We start from the raw sequence: 17,336 nt of genomic DNA on the forward strand, positions 1-17,336 counted from the left end.
GAGGCGAGCTAGGGACCGGATGACCTGTCATCAGAGTTAGAACCAGTGAAAGCTAGGATGGTGACACGAGAGGCGACCGCAGAAGTGTTGCCAGTCATTGTATCTTCTAAAGCCGCACATGCAGCCATTTGATCTGGTTCAATGCCCACAATAGTGGTTCAGAAGGCCGCGCGTTCAAGCCGCGTTCGCCACCCCACCTTAAAGCTATGCCCCTGACCTGATTAAAAAGCAGGAGTTTTGTTAAATGCGATCAAGCGTCCCTAGCGTCCTAATGCGTGACCGTTGTGACCGTGTATGACTTTCAATTGGCAAATGACTTCACTGCCCAAAAAGACGAGCGCTAGCAACACAAATGACAGAATCACCTACAAGCCTATAGGGCCGAGGTCATACACGATGCCAAAGGCAATCGGCAATAGCATAGTCGGCATGTATTCACCAGTATTTAATGGAACCGCCTTCCGCATAGACCACATCAGGCTGGTCGGCTCAATGGATATTTTTACAATATCAGGAAGGCAAAAGAGCGAAACCCACTATTGACATTTGAGTTGGCCCACAGATATGCGGGTGATAGCATAGTTTTATCTGCCGGGGCTGTTCCCGGTACGTAGTTCATTGGAAACGAGGGGAATTTCATCATTGAACTACATGTGTTCGGGAAGGGATTATGCATATTACGCTTCGGCATAAGTCCGCACGCGGCCGGTCGACGACCATGGTTGGTGTCCTGCTAGCTATCATCCTGCCCGCCAGCCTGATCATGGGCGGCCTGGCCACGGCCGACACAACCAACAGCGAATCCAGTGTGCCCGAGCCGACCAGGCTGGAGCAGACGGCTGCAGACCAACCGGCGGACCCATCAGCCAATGCACCAACCCTGCCTGCCAGTCCGGCCGGCCCCCAGTCTCCGCTGCCTTCGCCCTCGCCCCTGAACACCGCATCCCCCCTCACCAGCGCGCAGGCCGCGCCCAAGAAGCCCGGCGACACCGGCATCCAAAGCAAGAGCGCCGACAGCCAGCCCCAGACACGCGCAGCCTACACCGTCGCCTTCAGCGACCCCGACGGCAAAACCCGCACACCCTCCCAGAGCGTCCCCAGCGGCGGACAGGCCTCCAGGCCCGACAAGGACCCGAGCAGGGACGGCTACCTGTTCGACGGATGGTTCATCAAGGACGCCAACGGCGATCCCAAAGTCGCCTACGACTTCACCCAGCCCGTCACCGGCAACATCACCCTGACCGCCAAATGGACCAGGATAACCAGCTCCTGGAGCCTCAAGCCCACCTCCGGGCCAGCAGAAGGAGGCACCAGGATCACCCTGTCCACGCCCACCACATCCGACATACGCTTCAACCATCTCAGCGCAGGAACAAGCTTTTCCCTGGCCATGGGGTCAGACGGCAACCTCTACAGCTGGGGAAGCTCCACCGATAAAAGGCCGGGCCTCGTCACCCCGCCGACAGGCGTCCGCTTGACCCAGTTCGGCGCAGGACTAGGCTTCTTTCTGGCCATGGGATCGGACGGCAACCTCTACAGCTGGGGAAGCAACTACATGGGCCAGCTAGGCAACGGCACCACTACTTATAGCAACGTGCTAAGCAAAGTGAACCTGCCAACGGGGGTCCCAAAATTTACCCAGTTCAGCACAGGATGGAACTACTCCCTGGCCCTGGGGTCAGACGACAACCTCTACAGCTGGGGAGAGAACTTGACCGCCCAGCTGGGCAACGGCACTAACGATAGCGATCCACATACCACGCCGAGCAAAGTCATCATGCCGGCAGACGGCACGAAATTCACCCAGTTCAAAGCAGGAGACAGTCATTCCCTGGCCCTGGGAACGGACGGCAACCTCTACAGCTGGGGATACAACTACAATGGCCAGCTGGGACGCGACACTTCTCTAGACATATGGGACGGCACGCCACGCAAAGTGATCATGCCGACAGACGGCACGAAATTCACCCAGATCAGCACAGGATACAGGCATTCCCTGGCCCTGGGAACGGACGGCAATGTCTACAGCTGGGGAGACAACAGCAAAAGTCAGCTGGGACGCAGCATCAGCGGTGCGAATGACATCACGCCGCGCAAAGTGAACCTGCCTGCAGGCGTCAGGCGATTCACCCAGGTCATCGCAGGCGGCAATCATTCCCTGGCTATGGGGTCGGACGGCAACCTCTACAGCTGGGGCGACAACACCAGCGGCCAGCTGGGACGCAACTCTAGCGCAGCGAAAGACGGTACGCCGGGCAAAGTGGCCATGCCGGCAGGCATCACAATCACCCAAGCCAGCGCGCCAGGCATGGTTTATGGGGACTCCTCCCTGGCCCTGGGATCTGACGGCAACCTCTATAGCTGGGGAGACAACACCAAAGGACAACTGGGACGCGACACCAGCAGCAACTTCGACGGCCAACCCGGCTTGGTCGCCTTCCCCGAGTCCCCCACGCCGACCGGCGTCAGCTTCGGCGGGGCAGCGGGCACGAGCCTGACGGCCAACAAGGATGGCACCTGGAGCGTGACCACGCCCCAGCATGCAGCAGGCAAGACGGATGTGACCGTCTCCTGGAGCATGAATGGCCAGCAGCCCGACGCGCACCTGAGCTACACCTACATCAACCCCCACACGGTCACCTTCGACAGCGCCGGCGGCCAGCCGACCCCAGGCCAGCAGCAAATCACCGAGGGCAGGCAGGCCGCACGCCCGACCACGGACCCGGCCAGGGACGGCTTCCTGTTCGACGGCTGGTTCCTCAAGGACGCTAAGGGCGGTTCCAAGGTGGCGTATGATTTCAGCCAGCCGGTCACCGCGGACATCACCCTGGTCGCGCATTGGAGCCCTGAGAAAGGCTCCGGCTGGTCGATCAGCCCGGGCAAGGGCAATGTGCTGGGCGGCCAGCGGGCGACCATCACCCCGCCCAGGCTGGGCCGTGGCATCCGTTTCAGCCAGGTCAGCGCCGGCGGCTACCAGATGAGTGATGCGGCGGGTTTCTCCGTGGGCGTGGCCAGCGACGGGAACGCCTACGCCTGGGGCAGCAACCAGCACGGGCAGCTGGGCATCGGCAACAAAGTGCAGCAGAGCAAGCCGGTCAGGGTCCCCCTGCCGGCTGGCGTGGCCTCCGGTTTCACCTACACGCAGGCCGTGGCGGGGGGCTTCCATGTGCTGGCCGTCGGCAGCGACGGCATCGTCTACAGCTGGGGCGCCAACGACCACGGCCAGCTGGGCGACGGCACCACCGTCGAGCGTTCCAAGCCGCAGCCCGTGCCGGACCCGAACGACACAAGCCAGCCCTTCAAGGCCGTCCAGGTGAGCGCCGGCGCCTACGACTCGGCGGCCATCAGCCCGGACGGGCGCGTCTACACCTGGGGCAGCGAGGGCAACAGCCGCGACGGCAACTTCAACCCCAGCTTCACCCAGCCGCGGAAGACGCCGACCCCGGCAGCCGCCCCCGACGGATCCGGCCAGGGGCTGCAGGCGGTGCGGGTCAGCCTGGGCTGGAGCTTCATCATGGCCCTGGACGAGGACGGCAACGTATACGCCTGGGGATACAACAACTACGGCCAGCTCGGCAACAACAGCACCAGCAGCGCCTACACAGCCACGCCCGCCAGGGTGCGCGACCCGAACAGCCCCAATGACCCCAATAAAGGGCTGCAGGCCACGCAGATCAGCGCAGGCACGGACCATGGCCTCGCCATCGACAGGAACGGGACCGTCCTGAGCTGGGGGCACAACAACTCCGGCCAGCTCGGCAACGGCTCCACCTACGACAAGCTCGTCCCCGAACCGGTCAAGAACCCGGGTGGAAGAGGCAGTTTCACCGCCGTCGGCATCAGCACAGGAGTCATATACTCCCTGGCCGTCGACAGCTCCGGCAACACCTGGGCATGGGGATACAACGCCTACGGCCAATTAGGCAACGGCGACGTCTTTGCCCTGCTCACGCCGACAAGCGTGCGAAGCCCCGACCCGTCCGCCGGCGCCAGCGCATCCCTGCAGGCCACGCGGGTCAGCGCGGCGCAATACCATTCCCTGGCCATCGGCCAGGACGGCAACGCCTACGCCTGGGGCGACAACCGCTTAGGCCAGCTCGGCAACGGAAGTCTGACGCAGAGCCGCACCCCGACCCTGGTCGCCTTCAACCCGGCACTGCTGATCACCGGCGTCAAGTTCGACAAGACAGTCGTGGACCCCCTGGTGCAGAACCCCGACGGGTCCGTCACCCTGGCCACCCCCGCCCATAATCCTGGACTGGCCGATGTGGTCGTGGACTGGACCCTGGGCGGCACCAAACAGGAACCCGCACACCTGGCCTACACCTACGAAGGCGTCCTGCCCCTGACGGGCGGCAACGGCAGCACGGTCCTCCTGCTCGCCGCCGGGCTACTCGCCGTAGCCGGCGCAGCCGCGGCCGGACGCCACCGGCGCGAAGCCCGCGCCCTGCACGTCTAGAATCCTCACTCGAGTAAGCAAGCCGGGCCGCACCCCAAGACGGCCCGGCCGACCAGGGTGGCCCCGACAATCCCCCAACACAACGGAGCCACCCTACAAACCTATGAATATTAGGCTCCGCAACAATTGAACTGGCCAACTCACAAGCTCCAGACTCTTCTCCAAGATCCTTTCAGTAAATGGGGAGGCAAAACGGGACGATATGGGATGATTGAATTCGACACCGCGGCCAGTCGCCAGTTGCCCTGATGATAAAGTGCCGCCCTTTGACCAAACAGATCTTAGAGCTCAACATCACGAAACTCTACGTCACACCTCTCTATTATTGACTCCAGCGCCATGAACAAACGTGTTTTGCCAATGAAACATTCAAGGAATCCTGAAAAGATAATTGCATAAACGTAGAGCTAAAACTGACCGAGTGTAAATTATTACGAGACCGTATTAAACAAGGCATTGTAACCGTAATAAACTCAATCATCGGTATCTGAATGGGATGCTTTTACAATCTGTCATTTACCACTTTTCCATAATTGTGTTTGCATTCCTGTTATTGCCGACTGATATGACCTGTTCTTGTTTGGTATCAGTCCTGGTCGTATCTGGAAAGCTCGATCAGGTTCCTGTCAGGGTCCCTGACATACACCAAAGTGACAGCCCCAAGCGCGCCAGTCCGGCTGACCGGGCCCAGACAGTCGACATGACGCCCACGGAGCGCGGCAACCACATCATCCAACGAATCCCGAACAAGCAGACACAAGTCAGCCAAGCCGGGCACAGGCCTGTCTGCCTTGAGGTCAATCTTATGGAGGTTTATCTTTGGCACCGAGCACATCACAGTTCGCACGCAGGCCGCATCGGTCAGTTGGTTAACGCCATCGAGAGCCGATGCCTCCGCAGCCATTCATTCAAGTCATCTATCTGACAGACCCCGTTAACGGCCGCCTGTACTGACCAGGCAGAGACAGCATCCATAGTTGGATACGCTGCAATGAACACAGCTCTTTTTGCAGGACATTCCTCTCTTCAAGCTATTGGTGCTTCACCCATAAGGGTCAATATCGGAATGGTATGGATCTGGTGCCGGTCAATGCCACTTTTATGAGAAAAAGACACATACACTGGCCTCAACGGATGTTGCTTCCTGAAAACGGGCAGGCTTCCAGATGACCTGCCACAAGCAATGGGGAAGAACAAGCCTGGAGGGGCAGATGAGCAACAATCGAAACGAACGTGCGAATAAGAACCAAGGCAGGCATGAAAGTTCCCAACAATCACCAATGAACGACAAGGACCGCCTGCCAAAGCCAGTGGAGAACGCGAACGGCGGAAAAGAAAGCCAAGCGGAAAATGCCCCCATGCCGAAGCAGGAAGGCAGGGATTCATCCAGCAAGGACGTTGCTCACGGCAGACCTGGAGCACAAAATATGCAGAACCAAGCCCTAACCGACGACCGTTCGCAGGCCGGTCAGGTAGACAAAGAGCATGATGGCTCCTCACATGACGACAAGCCAAGCCAACCCGGCAAGCCTGCTGCAAAGGATACGCCCGGACCTGTCGATAAACCGTCTCAACCAACCAAGGAAGACAAGCCTGCCAAACCTCGCAAGGCCAAAAACCACGATTCCTTCTATCTGGGCCTTGCCTCGGCAGTCCTGGTTGCAGCTCTGGGCCTCAGCCTGAGCACCATGCCGATCTTCTTCTCCCTGCCTCTTGCCGCCGTTCTCTTCGGAATCGGCATCTGGCTCCTCTCCTATGCAAGCTTTAAGTCTCCCGGCAAACCAGAGGGAGAGGGAACAGATGCGGACAGGCACACCAGGACGGTAGTTGTAGCGACGGTTCTTCTGGTTCTGCAGACCTTCATCATGGATGTGTTCATCTTCACCCGTATGGGAACCGTCGGCAAACATCAGAACGCCATCGTCATCGCCTGGATCCTCGCCAGCATGATCGAGACCCTGGCTGCCTTCGCCCTTATCTACCATCACAATCCCTTGCAGTCCAAGCCCAAGGACCCTACGGCGAACGAAAAACACGAGGGGAATGAATAAAGCACTGCAGCGAACATGGATCTGAAACGACATAGCAGACCGGAAAGGCTGGCTGGCAGACCGTGGATGTGAAATTACCTGCCCACAGCGTTCCGTCGCCAAGGCCTTCCACCTCAGGGTGCCCTCATCATTCTTGAAGATGTGTGGCACCCTTTATTGGATCATCTCCCCTGCTGCAGCTTGACATGGATGGCAAGGTGCTGCACTTTGTTGGCAGGCTCACAAAAATCCGGCATCAAAACCGCGAAAACACTCTTTAGACAATCAATGAGCAGCGCGAACACAACTTGGCGAGCATGGCTCTTTGCTCTTTCTATTTCTCATCCTCTTCGGCAAGACACCATGCAAGATACCTTGAACTCTGTCTCTTCTCAACTGTTACTTATTCACATACAAATTGTGTTGACCTGCCAACAGTAAAGACCAGCAACTAGAATCATTGATGAAATTACTCACACACAGTTGTGTTTGGAAAAGGAAAGACATGAGTGGACCAGAACAATCCAACGTAGCCTTCGGGGTCCTCAAAGAGACTGACGATGAAGAGTCCCGTGTGGCCCTGACGCCTGACATCGTGACCCGGCTGACCAGGCAGGGCATTACCTGCCTATTGGAGTCCGGAGCCGGGGCTCGAGCCGGCTTCCGAGATGAGGACTACCGGCGGACGGGAGCAACAGTCACCGACAGGAATACCGTCCTATCCAAGTCACAAGTTCTGGGCTTCGTCAACAGACCAAATGAATCCTTGCTGAAGGGGATCCCAGCCGGAACATGGATCATCGGCATGCTGGGGTCCCTGAGCGACAAGGACTACGTCAAATCCCTGGAAGCGTCCGGGCTTACAGGGATCGCTATGGAGCGACTCCCCCGACAGCTCAGCTCGGCCCAGTCCATGGACGAGATGACCTCGCAGAACTCGGTCATGGGATACAAGGCGGCTCTGGTGGCTGCCAATGCCTATGGATCCTTCTTCCCCATGATGACCACTGCCGCAGGAACCATTCGACCAGCCAAGGTGCTGGTCTTGGGTGCCGGTATCGCAGGCCTGCAGGCCATCGGGACCGCAAAACGTCTGGGAGCAGTCGTCACCGCCTATGATGTCAGGCCCGCCTCCAGACAGGAGGTGGAATCCTTGGGAGCCAAGTTCCTCGACCTGGGACTGGACTTCTCCAAGGGACAGGGCGAGGGTGGCTATGCGCGCCAGCTGACCGATCAGGAGCAAGCCCAGCAGCAGGCTGCGGTGGATGCCAAAGCGGCAGGCTTCGATGTGGTCATCACCACAGCCAAGGTTCCAGGCGGAAAGCCTCCTCGCCTCCTCAGCGCCGAGGGTGTGGCCAACCTGCATCCCGGAGCTGTGGTCGTGGACTGCGCTGCCAGCGACCTGGGCGGCAATGTCGAGGGATCACAGGTGGGAACCAGGACCACCAACAAGGGAGTCATCATGATCGGGGCCCCATACCTGGCCAGCGGCGTAGCCACGACGGCATCGAATCTTCTGTCCAGAAATGTGGCGGACGTGCTGGTGCATTTCCTTCGTGACGGTGCGCTCAGCATCAAAACGGACGACGAGGTCGATCAAGCACTTGTTGTGTCAGGAGCAACCAAATCCAGCGCGCATGGAAGCGCAGATGCTCCGGATGTTGAAAAGACCGAAGAGAAAGGTCAGGAGCAATGAATTCTTTGGTCATAGCAATTACGCTCTTCATTCTGGCCCTGCTGATCGGCGTGAAGGTGATCGGCAAGGTTCCGGCCACGCTTCACACGCCGCTCATGTCGGGCGCCAACTCCATTCACGGCATTGTGATCGTCGGGGTAGTCATCATCGCGGCGGAGGCTCACTCCCCGCTTTCCTACATACTTATATTCCTGGCTGCCGTCCTGGGCGCCATGAATGTAGTGGGCGGCTACGTGGTGACCGACAGGATGCTGGAGATGTTCAAGTCCTCCAAACCAGACAAGGGGAAGGATAAGACCAGTCAGGACGAACAGGCTTCGACCGTCACGACCCAGACCGCTAAGAACGAGGGAGCCGAGAAGTGAACACCCTCGACATCATCACCTGGTTCGTCTATCTCCTTTCCTCAGTCATGTTCGTCATGGGCCTGCACTACATGAACTCCCCCAAAACCGCCCGTACAGGCAATAGGATTTCTGCGGTAGGCATGGTCATCGCCGTTGCCATGGCTTTCATTCACCTGTTCGCCACGGGTTTCACCTCCTCCCTGGCTATCATTCTGCTCGTGCTCGGCATTCTGATTGGAGCCGCTGCAGGGGTCTACTCGGCCAAGAAGGTGAAAATGACGGACATGCCTCAGCTGGTTTCCGTCTTCAACACGGTCGGCGGCGGCGCTGCAGCCCTGGTCGCCCTGAACGACATACTGACTTCCGAGGGCACCCCGACTCTGGTGGTGCTGATCACCGCCGGCCTGGGCGTGGTCATCGGTTCCATCACCTTCACCGGCTCCTTGGTCGCTGCCGGCAAACTCCAGGGCATCGGCCTGATCAAAAACCTGAAGCTGCCGGCCAAGGCTGTCTGGAATGTGCTCTTCGCTCTGTTGACGGTCCTCAGCCTGGTCCTGCTCTGCCTGAATCCGGACAATCGGACCCTATGGGCCCTCCTCACGGCCATATTCGCCCTAGGTTACGGACTTGTCTTCGTTATTCCCATCGGCGGCGCCGACATGCCCGTGGTCATCTCCGTCTTGAATGCCTGCACTGGTACAGCTGTGGCCATGAATGGCCTGGCCATTAATAACGTGGCTTTGATCGTTGCAGGCGCTTTGGTCGGCGCAGCAGGTGCAACCCTATCCGTCCTGATGGCCCAGGCCATGAACAGGCCGCTCCTGAGCGTGCTGGCCGGCGGGTTCGGCGGTTCCTCTGTCAGCACCAACCAGGATCAGGGCACCCAGGGGACCATGAAGGAGACCACGCCCGACGATGTGGCTGTCCAGCTGGTCTATGCCGACAAGGTCATCTTCGTCCCCGGCTTTGGTCGGGCTCAGGCACAGGCCCAACGCGAACTGGCCGACCTGGGCGAACTGCTCAAGGGCCGTGGCGTGGATGTATCCTATGCCATTCACCCTGTGGCCGGCCGTATGCCCGGGCATATGAACGTCCTCCTGGCCGAGGCCAACGTTCCCTATGAGGAATTGATCGACCTTGATGACATCAATCCTCAGTTCCCCTCAGCCAATGTCGCCTTGGTGGTCGGCGCCAATGACGTGACCAACCCGGCTGCACGCCGGCCGGGGACTGCAGTCTCGGGCATGCCCATCCTGGACGTTGACAAGGCTCAGCATGTTGTCGTCCTTAAACGAGGTCGTGGCAAGGGGTACGCCGGCATCGAGAACGAGCTCTACTTCAACCCAAATACGCAGATGCTCTTCAATGACGCCAAGGTCAGCCTTCAGGCGATCATTGCATCCGTCAAGGAACTCATCGCCTGAGCATATGCTGTAGTGAGAACCATGGCTCCGGATCGGCTTGACTGGTCCGGAGCCAATTATCATCGAACAGGAAGGACCCACATGCTGTCATTCGTCAACGACTATTCCGAGGGCGCACATCCCGCAGTCCTGCAGCGGCTGATCGACACCAACATGGAGCACCTTCCCGGGTACGGCAAAGATCGGTACTGCTCCTCCGCTGCTCAGAAAATCGCCCAAGCTTGTGGCTGCCCCCAGGCCCAGGTCTATTTCATGGCCGGAGGAACCCAGACCAACCAGGTCGTCACTTCCTGCCTGCTGAAGTCATATCAAGGAGTGGTCGCTGCGGATACTGGCCATGTCAATGTCCATGAGGCCGGCGCCATCGAAGCCGTAGGCCACAAGGTTCTGACAATTCGCGGCGAACAGGGCAAGATTCGCGCAGAGGACCTTGACGCTTTTCTGGAAGGCTTCTATGCCGACGGAAACCATGAGCAGATGGTCTTCCCCGGCATGGTCTACATCTCCCATCCCACCGAGTATGGGACCCTCTACACCCGCCAGGAGCTGGAAGACCTCTCGCGGACCTGTCGGGAATACAAGATTCCCCTCTACCTGGACGGGGCCAGGCTGGGATACGGACTGGTAGCTCCCGGAACCGACGTCGATCTGACGGACATAGCCCGTCTCTGCGACGTCTTCTACATCGGCGGAACCAAAGTCGGAGCACTCTGCGGTGAAGCGGTGGTCTTCCCCAGAGGGAATGCCCCCGAGCATTTCAGCACCATGATCAAAAGAAGAGGTGCCCTTCTTGCCAAGGGAAGACTCCTGGGAGTGCAGTTCGATGCCCTCTTTACCGACGATCTCTATTCACGAATCAGCCGCAACGCCATCCAGACGGCAGCGATGATCAAAAAGGCCTTGCGGGAAAAGGGGTATCAGATTGTCATGGATTCCCCAACCAACCAGACCTTCGTCCGCCTGGACAATGAACGCATGGAGGAGCTGTCCAAGCAGGTCGCCTTCGACTTCTGGGAACGCAGCGATCCCACCCACACCGTGATCCGGCTGGCCACCTCCTGGGCGACGACAGTCGAGGACACCCAAGCCCTGATCAATCTGCTGTAAAAGCCGCTCACGCTAAACGAAGGCAAGACCAAGGTAATCCTGCAACCCCTCCCCCGCCAATCAACCTTCGGGGAGGGGTATTTATATGTATATGTTATATGTATATGGCTTTCACCCTGCATTGTTGGACATATCACACTCGTTCGGGTGAGTGCAAAGCTGTCATTCAGTAAGATTTTTATTGCAACGATGCTGTTGCACACCTCCGCCCTGAGCACGGGAGCGGAATTATTTCAACGATGAAAGGACGCTTATGAAAGCCGTTGTTTTCGAAGAATACAATACCTTCCCCACCCTCAAGGAAGTGCCGGAGCCGACACCCGGGAGCGGCGAGGTTCTACTCAAGGTGGCCGGGGCAGGTTGCTGCCATTCTGATGTCTCCGTCTTCCAGGACTACACCCCCGAAACCGGCAGCCACACCAAGCCGCCATTCATTCTGGGACATGAGACCACTGGTTGGGTCGAAGAGGTAGGACCAGATGTCACGGGCTTCAAGAAGGGTGATGCCTACATTGTCTATGGACCCACCGGATGCGGCCACTGCCCTCACTGCGTGGCCGGCCAGGAGAACTATTGCTCCAGCGCCGCCACCAATAAATCCCTGGCCCTGGGTCTGGGACGCGACGGCGGCATGGCAGAATACATGACCGTCCCGGCCCGCAACCTGGTGCCCCTGGGCGATGCGGATCCCATCGGCGCTGCACCCCTGGCTGACGCTGCCCTGACTCCATACCACGCCATCCGGGCTGCCATGCCCCACCTGAACGGCGGCGGAAAGTACGCTCTGGTCATTGGCCTGGGCGGACTGGGTCAGATCGCCATTCAGATTCTTCACGCCCTGACCGGTGCCACCGTGATCGCCACCGACACCAAGCCGGAGGCCCTGGCCAAGGCTGAGGCCAAGGGTGCCATCCCCGTGGTCAGCGACGAGCACCAGGTGGAGAACATCAGGAAGATCACCCACGGGGAGGGCGTGGATGCCGCCTTCGATTTCGTGGGTGTGGCCCCGACCATCGCTGCCGCACAGGCTTCGGGCGGCCCGGGATCCCGGGTGACCGTGGTCGGCATCGCCGGCGGCAAGGCGGAGTACGACTGGTACTCCAAGCCCTGGGAGCAGGAGCTGCTTGGCATTTACTGGGGTTCCATCCCTGAGCTCTACGATGTGGCCAACATGTATCGCAACGGCCAGATCGAGACCGAGATCGAAACCTACTCACTGGATAATGCCCTGGATGCCTACCACAAGCTGGTCGACAACAAGCTCTCGGCCAGGGCTGTTATAGTGCCCCACACCAAGGCCTGATTTCCCCTGATTGTAGACGGAGAAGCAGCTCATCTGTCGGCCGGATTTAAGCACAATCAGATTTAGGTGCTGTCAGATTCATGTGCTGACCCCATTCTCCGCCTACATGCGCTGATGGCCGGTCACGGTCTTGTCGTGAAGACCGTGACCGGCCACAGCATCTTACCAAGCTCCCTCAAGCCTACGTTATTTACAGTTCCTTCGATTGCAGAGCATCACCCAACAACAAGTGGACCAGGAAAATACCGTCGGCAGATTCCAGCCTCATGGAGCCGCTGAGCGAATCCACCAGGGAATCAACGATGCTCAGACCCAGACCTGTGCTTCTGATCTTGGTACGTGACTGGTCATCGGTCTGGAACCGTTCCATGAGCCTGTCCACATCGACTGCTTCGCCCGTAGTTTTGTTGCCGAAGTCCAAATGAATTCGTCCATCTTCACTCTTGTGCAGGTCCACCCAGGCTGATTCCTCCGCATACTTGAGCCAGTTGCCAATCAGGTTCTGAATTATTCGACTCATCATGATCTGATCCGTCGTAATTTCCACACCAGTTTGAATTCTGGGCTCCACCGTGACGGACCGCGCGGTCAGAGAATCGAAGGCATTGAAGAGCTCCTGCTGAACCAATGCCGATAGGTTCACCCTGGTCAGATCCAGGCTCACGCTCTTCTCCTGTATCAGATTGAAATCCATCAGGTAATGCAGATAGTGATCCACCGATTGCAGGTTGTTGAGGATCTTACCCAATTGCTCCTGATCAGCCGATCCCTCCTTGAGCAGCTGGGCGTATCCCCTGGCCACGGTCAGCGGGGTCTTGATGTCATGGGTTAGGTTGGTCAGCATCTGCCGGACTTGCTTGTTCTGCTCAGCCTGGGTGATCTGCAGCCGCCTGGTCTTGTTCAGAACGGCATTGATCCTATCCGCCAGAGTGCGGATGAGCCCGGTATTGGACCCAGTGGTTACCAAGGCGTTAGTGTCGGCATGGTTGATGAAGTCCAGATCGTCACTGATCCGTTTGAGGTCGACAATCAGCATTATCAGGCCAATCGCCAGGGCGAGGGCGACAAGACCCAAAACAAGTGCGGCCACCTTCACGGATTCACCTCCGACGACCCTTATTCATCGTTCTTTCTTCCATCCGAATTCAGACCAGGCGAACGCCGATGCCCCAGACCGACACGATGTAGCGCTGACTGCCGGCGTATCTGTTCAGACTGGTCCGCAAGGTGCTCAGGTGCACATTGAGAGTATTCTCGGCATTGATGTATGGCTGGTTCCAAACCTGCCTGTAGAGGTCCTCCTTCTCGAAGACCCGATGCGGGTGGTCCATCAGAAGCTCAAGGATGGCGAATTCCTTGCGTGCCAGTTCGACCCTGTGCCCATCAACGCTGACCGTGTGCTCCATCCGGTCCAGCTCGATCCCCTGAAAACAAATCTTGGCGTCGGATTCACCTGCTGCATCCGCATCGGCTTTCAGTGCCCCGGATTGGCGCAGCTGGACCTGGACACGAGCGCGGAGCTCGTCAATGTCGAAAGGCTTGGTCACATAATCATTGGCGCCCTGCTCCAGGAGGCTGACGGTTCTGGTCTTATCCTGAATGGCCGTGAGGATGATGACCGGCACCGACGACATATGCCGAATGGCCTTGAGGACGCTGTCCCCGGTAACTACAGGGAGCATCAGATCCAGAAGGATCAGGTCGGGTTCCTCCTGCTGAAAGCGGGCCAAGGCCTGGGCGCCCGTCGTCGCCTGGATAATCCTGTAGGTCTCGCCCAGCACATCCTTGAGCAGGGACTGGATGTCCTCCTGATCCTCCACGACCAGAATCGTCGACATACTGTCTTCCTTTCGCAGGTCACTCTCATGTTACTGAAGCCACCTAACGAGGCCGGTCTCGCCCCAAACGGATTTATGCAATTCTTAATGATTTCTTAGCCATGCAATTAAGAAAGGCACTTTAGATTCTCTGATAGCGACATAGAGAAAGGAACCCCATGGACGATACCATTCTGGATATCAGCCATGCCAGCAAACGGTTCGGACGCTTTCAGGCACTGGACGATGTCAGCCTTTCCATAAACAAGGGCGAGGTCTACGGGCTGATTGGTGAGAACGGCGCCGGCAAAACCACTCTTATGCGTCTGATCACCGGGCTCTCCCCCATCCAGGAGGGAACCATAAGGCTGATGGGGCACACAATTGGCAAGGACAGCCGGATACTAAGCAGAATAGGCTCGATCATTGAGGCTCCGGCCGCCTTCAAAAAACTGACCGTCAGCCAGAATATGAAGCTGACAGCCATCCAGCACGGGCTGGCCGACGACAAGGCCATCGATCAGACCATCGACTTCGTTGGTCTGCGCGAGAAGGCCAAGACTCGGGCCGGTCACCTCTCTCTTGGCCAGCGTCAGCGCCTGGGGTTGGCCATGGCCATCCTCACACGGCCTGATTTCCTGATTCTGGACGAGCCCATCAACGGCCTGGACCCGGCAGGAATTATGGAATTCAGAACACTCCTGGACAGGCTCAACAAGGAACGCCAGACGACCATTCTCATCTCCAGTCACATTCTGAGCGAACTCTATCTGGTCTCCTCCCGGTTCGGATTCATCAGCCACGGCCGCCTAATCAAGGAGGTCAACAAGGATGAACTGGACCGGATCAATCAAAATGGACTTTTGATCGACGTGGACCAGAGCTCCAGGGCCGCCATGCTCCTGGATCGCCAGGGAATCGGCCCCTTCCAAGTCCTTGACGACCATCAGATTCTGATCAGGCAGGAGAACCTGGAGCCGGGCCCCATCAACAGACTTCTGGTTCAGGAAGGCATCCTGGTCAATCAAATCAGCCAGCAGAAGGGATCGTTGGAGGAATATTTCACAGATCTGCTCAACAAGGATTCTCAAGAGTCGAGGAAACAATGATTAACCAGATCAGGGCCGACTTTTACAGGCAGCGACGTTCCATCGGCATGCTGATTCTGCTCATTGCCACTATGGCACTCGGCATAGTGACCACATGGCGCAAGAGCACTATGGGAATCACCACCGGAGGCGAAGAATACGCTCATAAACTGTCGGAAATCGCAGGGCAAAGCTGGACCATTAGGACAGGCCTGCAAGCAGGTGTCGCCTCCGCCTCGTCTCTAATCTACTTTTACATCGCGGTCTTCGTCATTGTCATTGGTGCGGAATACAGCCAGCACACTCTGAAGAACACGCTGACATCGGGCATCTCGCGCATACAGTTCATCCTCGGCAAGTACGCGACTATCCTGATCGACATCATCCTCCTAACCCTGTGCTACTTCATCACCATCCTGATCACCGGACTGGCCCTAGGGAGGAAGCCTGGAGCCGGTTGGGGCATCCTATGCAAGGATGTGGCCGTCATGACCCTATCGGTCAGCTTCTGCATCTCCGTCATCATCAGCCTAGGCATTATCCTCTTGATCCTTACCAAATCCCTGGTCATCCCAGCGGTGGTGATCGTGATATGGCCCATGCTGATCGGCCTCGTGGAGTATGCCTTTAAATTGAACTGGCTGAAATACCTCGACTTCGTCGGGTTCGGCGAACAGATCATCCTTAACACTCTGAAGGCCGATCAGGCCTGGATCTACGCCGGAGTATCCGCAGGCGTGGTCCTGGTGGCCATCTTCGGATCGGCTCTGATCATATCCAGGCAGGAGATCTAAGCCAGGTCAAGCCTATACCCGGCCCGGCTCCTGATCGCTGACGGCCTGCACGGCCATATGGGCAAAGGCCCTGACGGAGGCATCCAGTGAGTAATGTTCCTTGGTATGTTCGGCATAGCGACTGGACCAGACTGCAAGGGCATCAGGATGGTCTACCCACCAGTCGATTTGCGAAGCTAGCGCCTGAGCCTTGCCGACCGGGAAGAGCGAATGCTGCGTCAAGGCGAAATGACCGGCGGCGCTCAGGATGGATCGGGCGATAACCGGGACTGCGCCGCAGGCCATCCCCTCCAGGACGCTGACCGATTCCAGATCCGCTATTGATGGATGAACCAGCAGGTCGGCCTGCCTGAGCAGATCGGGCATGGTCGCGTTCTGATGGAATCCAATAGAGACCTGCATGCCGTCCAGCTGCCGGGCGGCTTCTGCCTTCAGTCGGTGCTCCATGGGTCCTGTACCAGCTATGGTCAGACGGATCCTGCGTCTGTTTTTGCAAAGAGCCAAGGCACGGATCAAAGTCAGATGGTCCTTTTCCCGGGCCAGCCTGCCAGAGGCCACAACCTGGATCAGCCGACCGGATCGCTGCCGTTCGTATCGGTCCCGCTCATATCGGTCACCAGGGTTGAACCTGGGCTGGTACCCGTTGGATATGACGTGCAGGCAGGCCTTGTATCCATGCGAGCGCAGCAGGTCGGCCGTCAGCTGGGTGGGAACGTGGATGTGCCTGACATGGTCGTAGAGCCAGAACCGAAACAGCCTGTAAATGGCCGCATCCACCCCGGGCAGGTAGCGCAATGGGCCAGAGGAATAGGTGATGTTCTCAGGCTGAATGTGAAAGCCGGCTGTCACCGGTATGCCCATGGATCTAGCTTGGGACAGGGCGGCGCGGCCGAAGGCGAAAGGTTCGTAAATATGAACCAGATCCACACCGGCAAAGGCTCTTCGGAAGAGATCCGGATCAGCACGAGCGAAGCTCATCTGCTGCCTGGCCGCCACACTGGAGACCAGAGGAATGCGATGCACCCGTGCCGGATAGTCGGTCGATCCCACCCCCACCAGACGGACCCGATGTCCCAGCGCCTCCAGGCCCTGGGCGTATTGGATGGCGGAGTTGGATGTCCCGTTGCCCCTGTTGCCAAAGGAGTCCAGGACCAGGGCCAGCGTCAGGCGATCATGATCCCTCATCAGCGTTCCCTTCGCTGTTCATCAGTAGCAGCCTTGGGCCGGACCAAGACAGGGCGACGACCCGATTGCACCCACTAATTGCAGTC

The 17,336-nt window shown here is 58.2% G+C and carries 13 protein-coding genes; 9 read left to right on the forward strand and 4 right to left on the reverse strand.

Annotated features, from left to right (window positions below; all coding sequences use genetic code 11):
* Window positions 1-670: 670 nt before the first annotated feature.
* Window positions 671-4,459, forward strand: coding sequence for an RCC1 domain-containing protein (locus tag ACVWNW_RS01715; protein WP_454482661.1), 3,789 nt, complete (start codon window positions 671-673; stop codon window positions 4,457-4,459).
* A gap of 586 nt (window positions 4,460-5,045) precedes the next feature.
* Here ACVWNW_RS01715 and ACVWNW_RS01720 read toward each other — a convergent pair.
* Complete coding sequence (locus ACVWNW_RS01720) at window positions 5,046-5,363, reverse strand: VOC family protein (RefSeq protein WP_454482663.1); 318 nt, start codon at window positions 5,361-5,363, stop codon at window positions 5,046-5,048.
* Between the two features lie 454 nt (window positions 5,364-5,817).
* Between ACVWNW_RS01720 and ACVWNW_RS01725 the strand changes: the two genes are divergently transcribed.
* From ACVWNW_RS01725 to ACVWNW_RS01750, 6 genes are all read left to right on the forward strand, one after another.
* Entirely contained in the window at window positions 5,818-6,510 is a 693-nt protein-coding gene (locus ACVWNW_RS01725) for a hypothetical protein (RefSeq protein ID WP_461196305.1), read from the forward strand.
* Between the two features lie 484 nt (window positions 6,511-6,994).
* Window positions 6,995-8,185 (forward strand): NAD(P) transhydrogenase subunit alpha, encoded by a 1,191-nt coding sequence (locus tag ACVWNW_RS01730; protein WP_454482665.1) that lies wholly within the window; start codon window positions 6,995-6,997, stop codon window positions 8,183-8,185.
* Window positions 8,182-8,550: an NAD(P) transhydrogenase subunit alpha part 2 gene (locus ACVWNW_RS01735; RefSeq protein WP_454482667.1), complete on the forward strand. Its 369-nt coding sequence runs from the start codon at window positions 8,182-8,184 to the stop codon at window positions 8,548-8,550. Before ACVWNW_RS01730 ends, ACVWNW_RS01735 begins: the two co-directional genes overlap by 4 nt.
* Window positions 8,547-9,956 carry an NAD(P)(+) transhydrogenase (Re/Si-specific) subunit beta gene (locus ACVWNW_RS01740; protein WP_461196306.1) on the forward strand — a complete coding sequence of 470 codons (1,410 nt, stop codon included), beginning with the start codon at window positions 8,547-8,549 and terminating at the stop codon, window positions 9,954-9,956. The genes ACVWNW_RS01735 and ACVWNW_RS01740 overlap by 4 nt, the downstream gene beginning before the upstream one ends.
* A gap of 81 nt (window positions 9,957-10,037) precedes the next feature.
* On the forward strand, window positions 10,038-11,063 hold the full coding sequence (locus tag ACVWNW_RS01745) for a threonine aldolase family protein (protein WP_454482669.1): 1,026 nt from the start codon (window positions 10,038-10,040) through the stop codon (window positions 11,061-11,063).
* 253 nt (window positions 11,064-11,316) lie between these two features.
* The gene (locus tag ACVWNW_RS01750; protein ID WP_454482671.1) at window positions 11,317-12,366 is read left to right on the forward strand and encodes an NAD(P)-dependent alcohol dehydrogenase; all 1,050 of its coding nucleotides are present in this window, start codon (window positions 11,317-11,319) and stop codon (window positions 12,364-12,366) included.
* Between the two features lie 190 nt (window positions 12,367-12,556).
* Here the strand turns inward: ACVWNW_RS01750 and ACVWNW_RS01755 are convergent, their stop codons facing one another.
* Window positions 12,557-13,462, reverse strand: coding sequence for a sensor histidine kinase (locus ACVWNW_RS01755; protein WP_461196307.1), 906 nt, complete (start codon window positions 13,460-13,462; stop codon window positions 12,557-12,559).
* Between the two features lie 49 nt (window positions 13,463-13,511).
* A complete protein-coding gene (locus tag ACVWNW_RS01760) occupies window positions 13,512-14,204 on the reverse strand; it encodes a response regulator transcription factor (protein WP_454482675.1) in 693 nt (230 codons plus the stop codon).
* A gap of 158 nt (window positions 14,205-14,362) precedes the next feature.
* Here ACVWNW_RS01760 and ACVWNW_RS01765 point away from each other — a divergent pair, with 158 nt between their 5' ends.
* Both ACVWNW_RS01765 and ACVWNW_RS01770 read left to right on the forward strand, forming a co-directional pair.
* The gene (locus ACVWNW_RS01765; protein ID WP_454482677.1) at window positions 14,363-15,292 is read left to right on the forward strand and encodes an ABC transporter ATP-binding protein; all 930 of its coding nucleotides are present in this window, start codon (window positions 14,363-14,365) and stop codon (window positions 15,290-15,292) included.
* Window positions 15,289-16,065, forward strand: a complete 777-nt coding sequence (locus tag ACVWNW_RS01770) for an ABC transporter permease (protein ID WP_198208297.1) — start codon at window positions 15,289-15,291, stop codon at window positions 16,063-16,065. The genes ACVWNW_RS01765 and ACVWNW_RS01770 overlap by 4 nt, the downstream gene beginning before the upstream one ends.
* Before the next feature lie 12 nt (window positions 16,066-16,077).
* On the opposite strand, the gene ACVWNW_RS01775 is transcribed toward ACVWNW_RS01770, so the two are convergent.
* Window positions 16,078-17,250: a glycosyltransferase gene (locus tag ACVWNW_RS01775; RefSeq protein WP_198230120.1), complete on the reverse strand. Its 1,173-nt coding sequence runs from the start codon at window positions 17,248-17,250 to the stop codon at window positions 16,078-16,080.
* Window positions 17,251-17,336 lie beyond the last annotated feature (86 nt).

Source organism: Bifidobacterium sp. JNUCC 75 (assembly GCF_054819865.1).

Coding starts and splice junctions, on each gene's coding strand:
- ACVWNW_RS01715 (WP_454482661.1), top strand. CDS start 671: ATGCATATTACGCTTCGGCATAAGTCCGCACGCGGCCGGTCGACGACC.
- ACVWNW_RS01720 (WP_454482663.1), bottom strand. CDS start 5,363: ATGGCTGCGGAGGCATCGGCTCTCGATGGCGTTAACCAACTGACCGAT.
- ACVWNW_RS01725 (WP_461196305.1), top strand. CDS start 5,818: ATGCCGAAGCAGGAAGGCAGGGATTCATCCAGCAAGGACGTTGCTCAC.
- ACVWNW_RS01730 (WP_454482665.1), top strand. CDS start 6,995: ATGAGTGGACCAGAACAATCCAACGTAGCCTTCGGGGTCCTCAAAGAG.
- ACVWNW_RS01735 (WP_454482667.1), top strand. CDS start 8,182: ATGAATTCTTTGGTCATAGCAATTACGCTCTTCATTCTGGCCCTGCTG.
- ACVWNW_RS01745 (WP_454482669.1), top strand. CDS start 10,038: ATGCTGTCATTCGTCAACGACTATTCCGAGGGCGCACATCCCGCAGTC.
- ACVWNW_RS01750 (WP_454482671.1), top strand. CDS start 11,317: ATGAAAGCCGTTGTTTTCGAAGAATACAATACCTTCCCCACCCTCAAG.
- ACVWNW_RS01760 (WP_454482675.1), bottom strand. CDS start 14,204: ATGTCGACGATTCTGGTCGTGGAGGATCAGGAGGACATCCAGTCCCTG.
- ACVWNW_RS01765 (WP_454482677.1), top strand. CDS start 14,363: ATGGACGATACCATTCTGGATATCAGCCATGCCAGCAAACGGTTCGGA.
- ACVWNW_RS01770 (WP_198208297.1), top strand. CDS start 15,289: ATGATTAACCAGATCAGGGCCGACTTTTACAGGCAGCGACGTTCCATC.
- ACVWNW_RS01775 (WP_198230120.1), bottom strand. CDS start 17,250: ATGAGGGATCATGATCGCCTGACGCTGGCCCTGGTCCTGGACTCCTTT.